Annotated in this window: 14 protein-coding genes; 6 read left to right on the top strand and 8 right to left on the bottom strand. The window is 43.1% G+C overall.

The window, feature by feature from the left end; all coding sequences use genetic code 11:
- Positions 1–105: 105 nt before the first annotated feature.
- On the top strand, positions 106–360 hold the full coding sequence (locus AACR75_RS06995; protein ID WP_025548549.1) for a helix-turn-helix domain-containing protein: 255 nt from the start codon (positions 106–108) through the stop codon (positions 358–360).
- Positions 361–1538: 1178 nt separating this feature from the next.
- On the top strand, positions 1539–3392 hold the full coding sequence (locus AACR75_RS06990) for an ATP-binding protein (RefSeq protein WP_047689340.1): 1854 nt from the start codon (positions 1539–1541) through the stop codon (positions 3390–3392).
- Positions 3393–3729: 337 nt separating this feature from the next.
- Here the strand turns inward: AACR75_RS06990 and AACR75_RS06985 are convergent, their stop codons facing one another.
- Together AACR75_RS06985 and AACR75_RS06980 are read right to left on the bottom strand one after the other, a co-directional pair.
- The gene (locus AACR75_RS06985; RefSeq protein ID WP_047689337.1) at positions 3730–4422 is read right to left on the bottom strand and encodes an SDR family oxidoreductase; all 693 of its coding nucleotides are present in this window, start codon (positions 4420–4422) and stop codon (positions 3730–3732) included.
- An 83-nt stretch (positions 4423–4505) separates the two neighbouring features.
- The gene (locus AACR75_RS06980; RefSeq protein ID WP_047689334.1) at positions 4506–5702 is read right to left on the bottom strand and encodes an MFS transporter; all 1197 of its coding nucleotides are present in this window, start codon (positions 5700–5702) and stop codon (positions 4506–4508) included.
- Positions 5703–5891: 189 nt separating this feature from the next.
- Here AACR75_RS06980 and AACR75_RS06975 point away from each other — a divergent pair, with 189 nt between their 5' ends.
- A complete protein-coding gene (locus AACR75_RS06975) occupies positions 5892–6773 on the top strand; it encodes a LysR substrate-binding domain-containing protein (protein ID WP_047689332.1) in 882 nt (293 codons plus the stop codon).
- Between the two features lie 45 nt (positions 6774–6818).
- Here the strand turns inward: AACR75_RS06975 and AACR75_RS06970 are convergent, their stop codons facing one another.
- From AACR75_RS06970 to AACR75_RS06960, 3 genes are all read right to left on the bottom strand, one after another.
- Positions 6819–7571 carry an SDR family NAD(P)-dependent oxidoreductase gene (locus tag AACR75_RS06970; RefSeq protein ID WP_047689329.1) on the bottom strand — a complete coding sequence of 251 codons (753 nt, stop codon included), beginning with the start codon at positions 7569–7571 and terminating at the stop codon, positions 6819–6821.
- Positions 7572–7581: 10 nt separating this feature from the next.
- Positions 7582–7974 (bottom strand): GlcG/HbpS family heme-binding protein, encoded by a 393-nt coding sequence (locus AACR75_RS06965; RefSeq protein ID WP_197056798.1) that lies wholly within the window; start codon positions 7972–7974, stop codon positions 7582–7584.
- A gap of 106 nt (positions 7975–8080) precedes the next feature.
- On the bottom strand, positions 8081–8776 hold the full coding sequence (locus tag AACR75_RS06960) for an IclR family transcriptional regulator (protein ID WP_047689327.1): 696 nt from the start codon (positions 8774–8776) through the stop codon (positions 8081–8083).
- A gap of 240 nt (positions 8777–9016) precedes the next feature.
- On the opposite strand from AACR75_RS06960, the gene AACR75_RS06955 reads away from it, so the two are divergent.
- The 3 genes from AACR75_RS06955 (at position 9017) to AACR75_RS06945 (ending at position 12214) form a co-directional block, all read left to right on the top strand.
- Complete coding sequence (locus tag AACR75_RS06955) at positions 9017–10114, top strand: alkene reductase (protein WP_047689325.1); 1098 nt, start codon at positions 9017–9019, stop codon at positions 10112–10114.
- A gap of 9 nt (positions 10115–10123) precedes the next feature.
- Positions 10124–11212, top strand: a complete 1089-nt coding sequence (locus tag AACR75_RS06950; protein ID WP_047689323.1) for an alkene reductase — start codon at positions 10124–10126, stop codon at positions 11210–11212.
- Positions 11213–11278: 66 nt separating this feature from the next.
- Positions 11279–12214 (top strand): zinc-binding dehydrogenase, encoded by a 936-nt coding sequence (locus tag AACR75_RS06945; RefSeq protein ID WP_047689321.1) that lies wholly within the window; start codon positions 11279–11281, stop codon positions 12212–12214.
- Positions 12215–12273: 59 nt separating this feature from the next.
- Here the strand turns inward: AACR75_RS06945 and AACR75_RS06940 are convergent, their stop codons facing one another.
- The 3 genes from AACR75_RS06940 to AACR75_RS06930 all read right to left on the bottom strand — a co-directional run bounded on the left by AACR75_RS06940 (position 12274) and on the right by AACR75_RS06930 (position 14625).
- Positions 12274–12723 (bottom strand): GNAT family N-acetyltransferase, encoded by a 450-nt coding sequence (locus AACR75_RS06940; protein ID WP_047689318.1) that lies wholly within the window; start codon positions 12721–12723, stop codon positions 12274–12276.
- A gap of 169 nt (positions 12724–12892) precedes the next feature.
- Positions 12893–13435: a GNAT family N-acetyltransferase gene (locus AACR75_RS06935; protein ID WP_047101821.1), complete on the bottom strand. Its 543-nt coding sequence runs from the start codon at positions 13433–13435 to the stop codon at positions 12893–12895.
- Positions 13432–14625: a methyltransferase domain-containing protein gene (locus tag AACR75_RS06930; RefSeq protein WP_047689314.1), complete on the bottom strand. Its 1194-nt coding sequence runs from the start codon at positions 14623–14625 to the stop codon at positions 13432–13434. Before AACR75_RS06930 ends, AACR75_RS06935 begins: the two co-directional genes overlap by 4 nt.
- Positions 14626–14956 lie beyond the last annotated feature (331 nt).

Below are 14956 nucleotides of genomic sequence, written 5' to 3'. Positions count from 1 at the left end.
AGCTATGACTGATTACCCCTTTGCGCGGGTAAAATTAACTTTAACCCCCTAAGGGGTTAAAGTGCTAATATCCTCTGTAGGGGTTAATTGACATGGTAGGTAGATATGCTCATAACAAGTCCTAAGCAATTAGGAATATATTTACGTGATGTGCGCAGGAATCAAAGGCGCAACCAAACCAAAGTCGGAGATATCGTCGGTCTAAAACAGACAACTGTATCGAAGCTTGAACGTGATCCTGCCTCGTCCAGTATCGAAAGTCTGATGCGCCTGCTGTCTTCACTAGATCTTGAGCTACATATTAAAGACAAAGCTGTAAGCCGTGAAAAGGCAAAGCTTCGTGATCCTGATGATTGGTAAAATCCTATAAAACAAAGCCAACTGTATAACTAAGTTGTTCTCTCACAATCATCATCGAATTAGCAAATCGATGGTCACGCGACCAGTTTATTTTTGCCTAAAAATGTGTCGGCATCGCTGGTTACTCAGATTTGAACACGTGATTTCGAAATACTTGAACTAGTGATGGGCAAATGACAAAATCAGCGCCTGAGCGGCGCGTTCTTAGTCCACGCTAATAAGTCAATGAATTTGTTTATAATTCATAAAAGTGTGATATAGTTAACGTAGTTGACTAGAGCATATTGGTCTGAAAGCGCTACCGATGGTCGCATCTGTGCCACTTACGAAATCACTGACTACGTAAAGGCAGAGGCTTGTCTGACAGCAAGCTACCCATTGACTAGCAAGACCCAAAGAGAAGGCACTTCAACATCAACTACAACCAAGAAGGAATCGAGCATGAAGAAATCATCTAAATCTCTGAAAAAACTTGGTGCAGTTGCTGGCTTATCTTCAGCGTTACTAGGGGGTTTTGAACTACAGGTTCAGACCAATGTGTTTTAGTCTTCATCTACCGAGATAAAAATCCTGTCTGCATTCCATAATTCAATGACTTTCTGAGTGTTCCAGAAGCACTTGCCAAATAAGATGAATCTCGCACCCCCTAGATCACGTCTTTCAGTTATCTTAAAAGTGTTTGAGAGCTTATCTTTTATTCTGTGCATACAGAAAACACGGGTTTACCCGTGGATGAATGCCAATTCCAAAATTACAGCGTAAGTTGTTTGTAATTTTGGTCAACGCTTTAGCGTTGTAATAGTAAGTTCCACGGGCATGCCCGTGGGTATCTACGTCTTTTGATCGGAATTCCCACATCATCACAGTCGGTAGGGTTTAACCATTCAAGGTCACTAGCTCATTTCTGTCCATCAGCGTGCTGGCGAGACCTAGTTAACAAAGGTTTGCCCCTTTTCGTGCTGGCAACTAGGAAGGGATCCTTCTCGGTTGCTTTCCAGTTCTAAGAAACACTTAGTCATTGCGTCCTCAGTAGCTCTAACGAGCCTATGCCCCATTCTGAACTAGGACTGCTCTGTACCTCATTTCTATATGAGATTCTTTGACCTATTCTTTCTTATGCTACAAAGTGTCTATGGCTTTGGTGGCAATCCATTTCTCATTGGTTTAAGGAGTACGGGGTGAAGATTACAAAATTGACGTTGAAAAATTTTCGTGGTTACAGGGATGTGTCTGTCGATTTTGATGAAAATTTTAATGTGATAATTGGTAAAAATGACATTGGTAAATCTACGATTCTCGAAGCATTAGAGATATTTTTCAATAATGATACGGTGAAAATAGATATTAACGACCACAACGTTCATGCGGCTGGTCAAGACTTCATGTCAATTCAAGTCTCCTTCAAGCCTGAAGGTAAGGAATACACGATAGATACCGTACCAACAGACCTGAAAAAGGAACATCTTCTAGATAGTGACAACAACCTATCTATAAAGAAAGTATGGGATTGTTCAAAAGATAAACTAACGGCATCATCCCTAAAAACGTATCTAGTTGCCAACTACCCAACAGCATTTGACTCACCTCTGATAAACCAGAAAATTGCAGATTTAAAGAAACTTCTAGATGGCTATAAAGACCAGCTTGATGTCAACGAAGTCAAGAAGCATAAAAGCTCTTCCATCCGTCAAGCAATATACGGTGTTGAAAATCTGAATGATTTTTCTGTTATAGAAATCCCAATTGATAAAGAGGATGGGAAGAAAATTTGGGAGTCATTAAAGTTAGACTTGCCGCTGTTCTTTATTTTTCAATCTGATCGTGCAAACAAAGACTCAGATAAAGAAGTTCAAGACCCTCTTAAAGCAATAACAAAAACAGCTATTAGTCAATTAGAGGCTGAGCTTGAGGATGTAAAAGAGCAAATTAGAATCAAAGCTGAACAATTAGGACACAATACATTGGCAAAGCTCAAGGAAATGAGTCCAGAGATTGCCGATGTTCTTTCTCCTGAGATGACCCACAAACCTTGGGAGTCATTATTTTCGTTCTCATTCAACTGTGACGATGGCATTCCGATCAATAAAAGAGGGAGTGGTGTAAGGCGGTTAATTTTGCTTAATTACTTCCGTGCGGAAGCTGAGCGTAAGAACTCAGAAGAGCGTAACGTTATCTACGCAATTGAAGAGCCCGAAACATCACAGCACCCAACATGGCAGGTTGAACTTTTTAATGCTCTTGTAGATCTATCGGAAAATTCTAATACTCAAGTGCTGATTACTACGCATAGCCCGTCTCTGGCGGGGCTGGTGAATACAGATAAAATCCGATTTGTTGATCGAGTAGACGGCTCCACTATCGTTCGTAAAGGGAGTCAAGAAAACTTGGAGGATATTGCCAATACGTTAGGTATGTTACCTGACGTATCGCTCTCAATAGATAACTTAGGAGTGCAAACGATCCTTTGTCTGGAAGGGCCAACTGATGTTGAGTTCTTTAGTCATATGGGCAAACTATTCGATCTAGACTTGAAAAATGATGACCGCATATTAACGATATTCTTAGGCGGTGGCACTTTAATGCATTGGGTTAATAACAACTACTTAGCTAAATTGAATAAGCCCGAAGTTCATATATATGATAATGATGTATCTAAGTACCAGCTTGCTGTCGATCAAGTTAACCAGAGAGAAGGCTCTTGGGCTACATTAACCAATATGCTAGAGGTAGAAAATTATATTCATCCTCGCTTGTTTAAAGAAGTTTACCCTATTGACGATGACTTCATTGACTTAGTGGATGGTTGGGAAAATGAATGGAAACATAAGAATATTCCAAAGGATTTATCGATATTTTTGAAGGAGCTAAAGGCTGCGGGCAATAATGAAATAGCTGGTGAAGGCGCAGGATCGATAAAAAGGATTCTATCCGAAAAAGCAGCCCCGCTTGTCACTGTCGAGGATCTCAGACAGCTTGGAGCTTATGAAGAGGTCTATGGTTGGTTTGATAGGATAAAAGAGAACCTCCAATAGATACTAGCGTTAAGGCTTCAAGATACTTTTTCTTACCCTAAATAAATACGTTAGTTCATTTGCACTAACGTATTTCTGCCCCATTTCACGTTAAAGTATTTACTCAGTCCAGAGCAGGCTCGTAGTTTTTCCTTAGAATATGTAATGTGACCTGCCATAGATTCAGGCAATATCAATTTATAGGATCTCATCGTCATCCCAATCCCAGTCAATTTGGGAAATATCACGGGAGACTTTGTGTAAATACCACCAGATCAAACCGACAATAGAAAGGATTAAAACTATAAATAAAAGCATATCATACCCTTAGAACTTGCATGTGACGTAACTACAGGGCTTACCACGGCAATTGAGTGCCATCGTAGACAAAAAATGAACCTGAATGCTTAAGTTTTAAATTGTCGATAACATTAAGCATGCCTTTAACACTCTCTTCTACTGTTACCTTGCCATCCTTTCCGCCCATATCGGTTTGTACCCAACCAGGATGAATTGCCATAGTCTTCACTCCCACTTCGGATAGCTCACAAGCCAGAGATTTAATTATTTGGTTGAGGGCGGCTTTTGATGCGCGATAGCTGTATCGACCACCAGAGCGGTTGTCATCGATGCTAGCGAGTATTGAAGTCATCCCAATGATGGTTTTATCTTCACCCGCAAGAATGTTATTAAGCAAAGCCTGCGTGATTAACATGGGCGCAATGGTGTTGACGTTTAATACATTTATCCACTCCTTTTGCCCCATGTTGCCTAGGCTTTCACATTCATCTCCGCTCACTCCTGCGTTATGAATAAGTACATCAATGGCGATGCCCGCAAATTTTTCTGTCAAAGCGAGAATATGGGACTCATTACTCACGTCGAGCGGATGAATACAAATGGTTGGATAAGTTTGTGCCAAGAGAGACAATGCCTGAGCTGTGTTGATGTCGCGGCAGCATGCAATCACACACCACCCACGCTGAGCGTATTGTTTAACAAGCTCTAGGCCTAAGCCTCGATTGGCGCCAGTGATAAAAACCGTTTTCATTGTGAGCTACCTAAGTTGATTATAAGTAAGAGTTAGCTGGTCAATGCCGAGCCTTGACCAGCTTTTAACCATTGTCGTGATACTTACTTCACAAGTACGTTTGCTTCCGACAAATGAACTTCTGTACGTTTATCAAGACGTCCACTCATTCGAGTAAGAGTGAGCGCAACGATCACTATCACGGCTCCAATCCAAGGGGTATGCATTAAGCCCATTTCTGACACAATCATACCGCCTCCCCAAGAGCCAAGCGCAATACCCACGTTAAACGCCGCAATGTTTAGACCAGAAGCGACGTCTACCGCATCAGGAGTGTATTTTTCAGCTAGTTTAACCACATAGACTTGTAAACCAGGAACATTACCGAATGCAAAGGCCCCCCAAACTAAAATAGTCGCTACCGCTGCTATAGGGTTAATGGCCGTAAAGTTAAATACAACTAATACGGTGGCGAGTCCTGCAAAAATAATCGTCAGTGCTTTTATTGGCCCCATCTTATCGGCCATTTTGCCGCCCCAAATATTACCAATCGCTACTGATACGCCGTATACCAACATAATTAGGCTGATTGCATTGGCGCTGAATCCTGTTTCCTGTTGCAAAATCGGCGCAAGAAAAGTGAAAGCGGTAAAGGTACCACCGTAACCGAGTGCTGTGATGGCATAAACCAGTAGTAGTCTTGGTTGCGTTAACACTTTTAGTTGTGATGACAGTTTAGCGGCAGCAGGCTGTTTTAGGTTGCTTGGCACCAATAAAGCACTACCAATCAAGGCAATCAGTCCTAACAGCGCTACAATCAAAAACGTCGATTGCCAACCAAAGGTTTGGCCGATGTAAGTACCAAGCGGCACGCCCGTTACTAATGCAACGGTTAATCCTGTGAACATAATCGCAATCGCGCTGGCTGCTTTTTCTTTAGGTACTAGGCCAGTCGCAATTGTGGAGCCGATTGAGAAGAACACACCATGGGCTAAACCAGTCAAAATACGAGCAACGATAAGGGTGTTGTAACCAGGTGCTTGCCATGCCAATAAGTTGCCAATCACAAACAGTGACATAACAGTAATGAGCACGTGCTTACGGTTCCACTTTCCCGTTAGCGCGGTTAAAACAGGTGCGCCAATCGCAACACCGAGTGCATAAAGGCTCACCAGCAGCCCTGCGGATGGTAGTGAGACATTTAAGTCAGAAGCCATGGTCGGGATCAATCCCACGATCACAAACTCCGTTGTTCCGATAGCAAAGGCGCTGAGCGTCAATGCGAGAAGTGCTAATGGCATATCATTTACTCTCTTTTGTTAGGTTCTAGTACACAGCAGCGAATGTGCTTATTAACGTGTCGCGCTGTCGTGATTTGATGGAGGGATTTTGCGTGGAAATGTCGTTGCAAAAAATAGGTTATTTAACAAATAATATTTGTTATAAATGCAATAATTAAAGCGAAACTGTAGAGTAAATGGTAGGCAAGCATGCGCACGAAATCGGACGATTTAGAAATTCTACTTACTGTCGTTGATGCTGGCGGATTTACTTCGGCAGCAGAAAGTCTCGATATACAGGTGGCACGCGTATCACGAGCGGTGAGTAAGGTAGAAAGCCAACTTGGCGTGACGATATTAAACCGAACCACAAGACGGATTGAATTAACGGATGAGGGGCGGCAATTCGTTGAGTCGGTAAGAATAGGGCTGATGCAGTTGCAGCAAGCGGAAGACGAGATCATATCCCGTGGGGAATTACCCAAAGGGCGGCTGCGTGTTGATGCCGCCAGTCCATTTGTGTTTCACCAGTTAGTTCCACTCGTTCAGCCATTTAATCAAGCCTATCCTGATATTGAGTTGGAGTTAACTTCTAATGAAGGTTTTGTTGATTTGCTAGAAAAGAAAACCGATATCGCTATTCGTATCGGTGCATTAAATGATTCAACTTTACATGCAAGGCCTCTTGGCCGAAGTTTACTTTACATTGTTGCTTCACCTGATTATTTATCAAAGCGCGGCTTTCCGAGTAAGAGCAGTGATTTGGAACATCACGATACCATCGGATTTTCAACACCAAAAACACTCAACGAATGGCCTCTGAAAGGATTTTCAGGGCTGACACCCACGCTGACCTCAAGTAACGGTGAAACGGTGAGACAGCTAGCATTGATGGGAAATGGAATCGCCTGCCTATCAGGCTTTATGGTGAAAAAAGATATTGCGGAAGGAAGATTAATTGCGTTGTTAGAAGGTGAAAAAATCGGCAACTCAGGCAGGGAGCAAATTAATGCGGTCTACTATAAGTCTTCTTCTGTTGCCAAGCGGATTTCTGCTTTTATCGATTTTATTCAGCCGAAACTGGATCTGTAAATCGTTCCAAGCGAGGTCGTTGCCGACCTCGCTTTTATATCGATTTTATTGTATCGGTTGACCAGTATGCAGCTCTAAGCCACCAGAAATAGGTAGGTTGATACCATTGCATGAGCTTGATGCATCAGAGGCCAAGAAGTACATTGCTTCAGCGACTTCCTCTGGCGTGCAGATCCTGCCTAGAGGGTTGGCCTGATTAAATGTGTCAATCACTTCTTTGGCGTTGGCAAGAAACATTGGAGTAGCGCAAGCGGCAGGACATACATTGTTTACTCTAATGTTATATTTTCCATAATCGAGTGCCATCGCTCGGACTAAGTTAACAACTGCTCCTTTTGCTGCATTGTAGGCTGCCATCTGATGATCCCCATTCAGCCCTGATACTGAAGCAGTATTTACAATGGTCCCTCCACCTTGTGCAATCATGTATGGCACAAAGTACTTACTCATCAAAAATATCGATTTCACATCAACATCAAACAATAAGTCCCAATCTGTCTCTGTTGTTTGATGTAGTTCACCACCACGCCAAACTCCAGCATTGTTGATCACGCTGTCAACTTGTCCAAAGTTGTCAATTGCAAACTCGGCGACCTGCGAGACCTGTGATGCTTGAGTGATATCACACTGTTGAAAATAAACCTCAGTAAAACCTTGGCTTTGAAGTTTCAAACATTGCTGTTGCCCGTGCTCCTCATTGGAGTCTATCATCAGAACGCGCCAATGCTTTTCTAGAAACAACTTACTAGCCGCTAACCCCATGCCAGAAGCTGCGCCAGTAATCACCACCGTTTTCATCTGGGTCTCCTTATTGACGAGCTGCAAGTTGTGCAATGGCTTCATCGGCTTCAACGGTCGCTCCTGCAACCCCGATAGCCCCAATGACATTACCTTGCTCGTTACGAAGTATCACACCACCACCAAAGGAAATAAGTCCTCCATTCGTGGCTTCAAGTGTATAAATCGCACCTCCAGGTTGTGCGATCGCACCAAGCTCAGCACTATTGGTTTGGAAAAGCGCTGCTGTTCTGGCCTTTTTTATTGCCACATCAATCGCGCCGAGCAACGCATTATCCATGCGTTCAAAATGGACTAATAATCCAGCCTGATCAACGACACTGACACAGATGTTAAATTCTTGTTGTTTCGCTTGTTGTATAGCTACCGCAGCGATCTGTTTTGCTAAGTTGAGAGAAATCACAGGCGTCTCCTAATTATGATCGTGAATGACGGGATTAGTTTAATTAGATAAATCCTAGGAGGGATGCGATTCGTGGGAAAAGTAGATAAGATTCGATAATGTCGAATTACTTCAGAAATACTTGAGCGAAATGACGCAATTTTGCCTCCGTGAGTTCATCAGCAGCACCACTTAAACCCGCAGCCGCGACAAGATCACCATTCATATAAAGAGGAATAGCCAAACAGTGCAGCCCAGGCTCTGCTTGTTCTAGATCCAATGAAAATCCTTGTTGGCAAATCTGCTCAATTTCCATCTCTAAGCATGGTGTTAACGCACCTTGCATTCTTAGTATTCTTTTTAGTTGAGGGTTAAAAGAAACAAATATTTTGCCAATGGCAGACTCAATTAAACTTTCTCGGCGTCCTCTTGGGCTGCGTATCGTCAAGGGATTATCTTTTTCTATTGCGTCGATATAAAGGTACTCATCAGCCCCACTTTGGATTGCGAGATAAGCTGTGTTATTGGAAAGCAGTGCCATTTTCTTTAGAAGTGGGTAAAAATGGCGACGAACAAGTTCGTCCCGTTGTTCGAGTGGCTTAGATAGCTCTCTCAGTCTTAAACCGAGTTGGTATGTTTGTTTGGTACGTTCTACATAGCCTAGTTTGACTAACGTTGCGAGCAGCCCATATACGGTTGTTTTCGCTAATTTTACTGATTGGGTAATGTCTTGCAGAGACAGTGGCGATTCTGCGAAAGAGAGTGTTTCTAAAATCATGAAACCGCGCTCCAACGACTGAATGGTTTTGCCCTTAGTATCCATATTTCTCCTTAACAACAGTGATAAGTGAAGGTGCCTATAACTCGTTTTAGACAAACATATTCGCCAATGTCCCATAACACAAGGCAATGGAAGCATGCTTTATAGTGAAGCTATATTCAGTTATCTCTTTTTCATTGATCCAAATTATTGCAATTTTAACAACTATCATTTGTCTTTGTTGCTATCAATGTAATGCGTTGAGTTTGTTAGTATCCCTCTCAAGAAATAAGAGGGCTTATTATGTCTAAATCACTTTTTCAACCTATCCAATTGGGGTCCTTGACACTCAAAAACCGCATCGTCATGCCACCGATGACACGCTCCAGAGCAACTCAACCTGGGGATGTCGCTAATGACATGATGGCGACTTATTACGCTCAGAGAGCCAGTGCAGGTTTAATTGTCTCCGAAGGAACACAAATTTCCCCAAATGCAAAAGGCTATGCGTGGACGCCAGGTATATACACACCTGAGCAGATTGAAGGCTGGCGTAAAGTAACTCAAGCAGTGCATGCAGAAAATGGCGCAATTTTTGCTCAGCTGTGGCATGTAGGTAGAGTCACTCACCCAGATAACATTGGTGGTGATCAACCGATTTCTTCATCAGCGTTAAAAGCGGAAAACGTAAAAGTATTCGTTGATAATGGCAGTGATGAACCTGGTTTTGTTGACGTCGTCCAGCCTAGATCAATGACAAAAGCGGATATTCAACAAGTCATCGCAGATTATCGTCAAGCGGCATTGAATGCTGTTGAGGCAGGCTTTGATGGTATTGAACTGCATGCGGCGAATGGTTATTTGATCAACCAATTCATAGACTCCGAAGCTAACAGCCGCAGTGATGAATACGGTGGTAGCCTGGAAAATCGTCTTCGTTTTCTTGATGAAGTTGTTGCAGCATTAGTTGAAGCGATTGGCGCTGACCGTGTTGGGGTGCGTCTGGCTCCTTTGACTACCTTAAATGGTACGGTAGATTCGAACCCTATCGAAACTTATACCGCTGCCGCTGCGGTACTAAATAAGCACGGTATCGTTTATCTGCATATCGCTGAAGTCGATTGGGATGACGCCCCTGATACGCCAGTTTCTTTCAAACGTGCCTTACGTGAGGCTTATCAAGGCATTTTGATTTACGCAGGTCGTTATAATGCGGAAAAAGCGGAGCAAGCCATTGATGACGGACTGGCTGATATGATCGGCTTTGGTCGCCCTTTTGTTGCGAATCCTGATCTTCCTGAACGTCTACTTCATGGTTACCCGTTCGCAGAGCACGATCCAAACACCTTGTTTGGTGGCGGTGAAAAAGGGCTTATTGATTACCCAACGTATAAAGCTTAAGGGGGAAGTATGTTTAAGGTATTTAAAGGTCACGGACTCGAGACTAGCAACCGTATCGCTATGGCGCCGATGACTCGTTCACGCACGTCTCAACCTGGTGATGTACCAAACGAGATGATGGCAACCTACTACCGTCAACGTGCTAGTGCTGGCTTGATTGTCACAGAAGGCGCACCTGTCTCAGCCGTTGGTCGGGGCTACTCTATGACGCCAGGCATTTACACAGAAGAACACATTGAAGGCTGGAAGAAAGTGACTCAGGCTGTTCATGAGGAAGGGGGTAAGATATTTATCCAACTCTGGCATGTTGGCCGTCGTAGTCATTCCGATATTTCAGGTTCACAACCCCTGGCACCATCAGCGATAAAGATTCCAGATCAGGTCTTCGGCCCATTACCTGAAGGCGGGTTTGGCATGGTGGAGACCCAGCAGCCAAAAACAATGAGTGCAGATGAAATCCAAGCAACCATTGCCGACTTTGTTCAAGCTGCAAGAAATGCTGTTGAAGCAGGGTTTGATGGTGTTGAAGTACATGCTGCGCATGGTTACTTGTTTGATACCTTTTTACGCTTAGAAAGCAACCAAAGAAGTGATCAATATGGTGGCAGCCAAGAGAATCGTATGCGCTTTCTGGTTGATACGTTACAAGCACTTACCGAGGAAATTGGTGGGGAAAGAGTAGCGGTTCGTCTGTCTCCTCATATCGGAGAGGGTTTTGCTGGGGATGATGTTGAAATTGTTCCACTAACGTTAGCATTGCTGGAAAAACTACAACCGATGAACCTTGCGTATGTGCATTTTTCAGAAAACATATCACGCTATGTAGAGGTGCCTGAAGAGTTTCGCCAGCAAGTACGCCGAATATACTCTAATCCAATCATGGTTGCAGGAAAGTTGGCCAAGCAATCTGCCCAACAGTTGCTAGATAAGCAGTATGCTGATTTCGTTGCCTTTGGTACTCCTTTTGTAACGAATCCAGATTTAGTCGCCCGATTTGCTCATGATTTACCATTGGCCGAGTTTGATGCCGATGCTAGGTTAACCTTGTATGGAGGCGGAGCCGAAGGCTACACCGATTATCCAACTTATCAGGCCTAATACACTAGGTACCAAGGACGATAACTCTTTGGTGCCTAACCTTTTCATTAAGCGAGTGGAAGTGATATGGAACCCTATCGAATTTGGCAATATCAAACTGAGACACACAGTCTTGTTTTAGGTAAGGCTGAAATACCAGCTTTAGATGACAGCGAGATCTTAGTACAAAACAAAGCGATTGGTATTAACCCTGTCGATTGGAAATTTATTAAAGCCAACCCTTTAAATTGGCCGAATGGTCATGTTCCAGGTGTTGATGGTGCAGGCGTCGTCGTACAAGTAGGGTCTAAAGTTGACACAAGTTTGATTGGCCGTCGAGTGGCATATCATGGTTCACTAAATCGCCATGGTAGCTTCGCTGAATATACGGTTTTGAACGTTGAGCGAGTGATGACACTGCCTGAGGGCCTATCTTTTGAACTTGCTGCGGCACTGCCTTGTCCGATGCTGACTGCATGGCAGGCATTTGAAAAAATTCCATTAACCCGACAAAGAGAAGTGCTTGTCGTTGGTTTTGGCGCGGTGAATAATTTGTTATCCCAGTTCCTTGTCAATGCTGGTTATGTGGTTGATGTTGTCTCAACTAGTCTGGGCGAAGAGCGAGCCAAAAGGTTAGGTATTCGCCACGTTTATCGAGAGCAATCTCAAATCGACATGAAATACTTAGCCATTTTTGATGCGGTGAGTGGGGAAAATGCCGCCCATTTAGTGCCACTGTTAAGAGCGAATGGACATATTGTCTGCATTCAAGATCGTATTGCTAAACCCATTGACCCTCCATTTACACGCACTATTTCTTACCACGAAATAGCCCTTGGAGCGTTACATAATTTTGGTGATAAAGATGATTGGCATGCATTAATGCAAAATGGTGAAGCGCTGCTTGAGCGTATTTCAAAAGGCAGTTTTGACGTTAGTTTACCCGTATATTTTAAATTCGAACAGATGGCCGAAGCGTTGGAGCACAGCGAACTTATGAAAACAAAAACGGTCATCGCCTAGTCGTATTTTATATCCAAATAGCTTCACATTAAATGAAGCTATTTGACTAAAACTCATTCTCAATCGCTTAAAATCATGATTTCATAATCGGACTTTGAAAAATGAGCATTTTGATAAGCTCTAACAGCCGTTCTGTTGTCTTTGTGAACATATAGGCGCAGCTCTAAGCCATTTTGTTCCTTCATTTCATGTTTTACCGCATCCAAAAGCAATGACATATGACCCTTGCCTCGCTGTGATTTGGATAAGAACATGCTTTGAATCCACCAGTAATAACCAGCGTTCCAGTCGCTCCACTCGCGAACCGCAGAGACACTCCCTACGGGAGTGTTGTTCTCATCAACTAAAACCCAATAGGTAGCAATTGAAGGGTCACGAAGCGCGACTAGAATGCCCTTTTCAAGTGTTTCTGGGATCTTAATGCTCCCCTCTGCCTCTCTTGCTTCTTCAGCAGTGAAGTTAACAAGGTAGGGTAAGTCATCTAAAACGGCTTTTCTTACTTTCATCATAGCCCTCAAATTTATCAGTGGTTTCTACAGGTTATCAAAGAATAATTGCTTAGAACATACACGGTATGTCCGTTGTGACTAGGTGAGCATGGTAAGAGCGCCGCTTAGAAAATAGCGTTTAAGCATAGCCATCTAAATTCAGAAACGAAGGGGTTTTCACGCCAATTAACTACCAATAATAAGGATTGTCGATAGCAGGTAAGCATGTTGGTTTGCCCACAACGTGAGGGATTACTTCACCAACCAAAGATTGGGCAATCCATCCTTCAGGGTAGGATAAGCCTAGCGGAGCTTGAACTACGTCCTGACTGATTGGAGCGAATCCTATTTTTGAGTAAAAGTTGATATCCCCGTAAGTAATGGCAACGGTGACGCCTTTTTCTTTCAGTGTCGCTAACCCAAATTTGATCAATCCTTGACCTACACCTTGCCCATGGCAATCTGTTGCAACGGCCACGGGAGCTAAAAGGAATATGTTTTCACCATTTGGAAACGATAGGCGAGAGAAAATAATGCTACCGACAATGCGTTCACTTTCATCTTGAGCAATAAAAACATAAAGATCCTCATCTTTGGTTGGTAAAGTGAGAAAGTCTTCCACGAGTTTCGCAATTAATGCACCTTCTTCTTTACCTTCTGAATCCGAAAATGTGTTATTGAACAGTGTAATGATTTCTTGAGCTTGTTCTTGTTTGTACAAAGCGTATTTCATATATCTATCTCTAGTTTGCAATTTTTTAAAATAAAGTACTGATAGGTAAAGTCTTTTGCGGCACTGCGCTCGTAAACTGAAATCTCTTTCTTAATGTCCAGTAACGCTTGGGACGCAGGCATAACAGCTTGTAATTCCTCAACTCGGCTTTGCAGCGGTTGCCAGTAGTTTTGCCATGCATCGACGCCTAATGAGAAGTGTTCGATCATTTCGTAGCCATGCTTTTTGAACAGAGCGAGCCGTTTAGGTATCGATTGAATGTCTGGGTAGTCTGCCAGCCAAAACTGTTTTGTCTCTTCGTCGGGAGAGTCAGTGAGCCAAACCAAATCACTCACCATCAAGACGCCATTGTCTTTCAACAGAGGCTTCCATTGTTTTAGTGCGTTCTCCATTCCCATAATGTAGACGCAGCCTTCCGCCCAAATGGCATCAAAACTCTTTGCCTGAAATGGCAGTTCCGTCATAGAGGCACAAACAGGAGAAATCCGCTCATGTAACTGTGCATTTTGGATTTTTTTATTGAGCTGTTCGATGGCAATAGGCTCATTATCCACGGCGGTAATGTGCGCGGTACTGTTATCGGCTAGCAGTAATGTTGAGGTGCCAGTGCCGCAACCAATGTCTAAAATATCGGTCATTGTCTGAGGAGACATTAATGAAATCGCTTTTAAAGAGTCCTTGTGACTCCCTGTCCCCCATCTTTCTAATGTTGCAAAGACAGTCATAAAGTCTTTCATGTAACTCTCGTGTTCGTTCATATCTTTTGATAGCCACTTTAATCGGAGCGCTTCTTTTTCACTGTAACCCTGCGTACTTAACCAGTTTAAGTAAGCGCTAGGCGCACTTTGACTAAGAGAGTAATGTAACTCTCTTTGTGGACGCTCCCCAAGTAACGCCAGTAGCAACTCACGAGCCTGGATTTTTTTATCAATTTCATGGTTGAGTTGCGTCAGCCGATTTTCTAATAAGCTTCTACTTAACTTCGCGACTAAGCACTGTTCGCACTCTTTCAATGAGAGTCCTGCGCTTTGAAGTTGCTGAATCAAAAACAGTCGTTGCAAATCGTTTTCGTTGTAATAGCGATATCCATTGTCAAGACGCTGACCGTTAATCAGCCCTAACTTCTCGTAATAGAGTAAGGTGGTGCGAGAGATGCCAGCCTTTGCTGCCAATTCCGAAATCAAGTACATGTGAGATTTGACCCAAGTGTTCTTAGTATTTGGATAGTATGAACTGTAGAGTATTAGACAGGTCAAGTAGACTTGTTCGAATTTTTCACCCACAGTGGCAGAAGTGAGATGATGGTGGTGAGGACTGCGGATGATTTTGAGATATTAGTCGGTAGCTAGTAGCCAGTTTTCAATACCAGAACTTATTTATGAATAGCTAAATTAGCAAACTCCCTAAAACAGAATTGTCCAAAAAAGAGTTAGTTTCTATGTAGAGCAAGTTACTAAGATCTAATGTTTAATACTTGAGCTAATGGATAGACAAAAAGCAATGTAGGCCCCAGCCTCAAGA

This window comes from Vibrio sp. ZOR0018, from assembly GCF_963865925.1.
Lineage (GTDB): Bacteria > Pseudomonadota > Gammaproteobacteria > Enterobacterales > Vibrionaceae > Vibrio > Vibrio anguillarum.
Note: the sequence above shows the minus strand (reverse complement) of the source record. Positions and strands in the feature narration are given on the sequence as shown.

What these genes read in the sequence shown, in the direction of transcription:
- AACR75_RS06995 (WP_025548549.1), top strand. Translation starts at nt 106, where the DNA reads ATGCTCATAACAAGTCCTAAGCAATTAGGAATATATTTACGTGATGTG.
- AACR75_RS06985 (WP_047689337.1), bottom strand. Translation starts at nt 4,422, where the DNA reads ATGAAAACGGTTTTTATCACTGGCGCCAATCGAGGCTTAGGCCTAGAG.
- AACR75_RS06980 (WP_047689334.1), bottom strand. Translation starts at nt 5,702, where the DNA reads ATGCCATTAGCACTTCTCGCATTGACGCTCAGCGCCTTTGCTATCGGA.
- AACR75_RS06975 (WP_047689332.1), top strand. Translation starts at nt 5,892, where the DNA reads ATGCGCACGAAATCGGACGATTTAGAAATTCTACTTACTGTCGTTGAT.
- AACR75_RS06970 (WP_047689329.1), bottom strand. Translation starts at nt 7,571, where the DNA reads ATGAAAACGGTGGTGATTACTGGCGCAGCTTCTGGCATGGGGTTAGCG.
- AACR75_RS06960 (WP_047689327.1), bottom strand. Translation starts at nt 8,776, where the DNA reads ATGGATACTAAGGGCAAAACCATTCAGTCGTTGGAGCGCGGTTTCATG.
- AACR75_RS06955 (WP_047689325.1), top strand. Translation starts at nt 9,017, where the DNA reads ATGTCTAAATCACTTTTTCAACCTATCCAATTGGGGTCCTTGACACTC.
- AACR75_RS06950 (WP_047689323.1), top strand. Translation starts at nt 10,124, where the DNA reads ATGTTTAAGGTATTTAAAGGTCACGGACTCGAGACTAGCAACCGTATC.
- AACR75_RS06945 (WP_047689321.1), top strand. Translation starts at nt 11,279, where the DNA reads ATGGAACCCTATCGAATTTGGCAATATCAAACTGAGACACACAGTCTT.
- AACR75_RS06940 (WP_047689318.1), bottom strand. Translation starts at nt 12,723, where the DNA reads ATGATGAAAGTAAGAAAAGCCGTTTTAGATGACTTACCCTACCTTGTT.
- AACR75_RS06935 (WP_047101821.1), bottom strand. Translation starts at nt 13,435, where the DNA reads ATGAAATACGCTTTGTACAAACAAGAACAAGCTCAAGAAATCATTACA.
- AACR75_RS06930 (WP_047689314.1), bottom strand. Translation starts at nt 14,625, where the DNA reads ATGTACTTGATTTCGGAATTGGCAGCAAAGGCTGGCATCTCTCGCACC.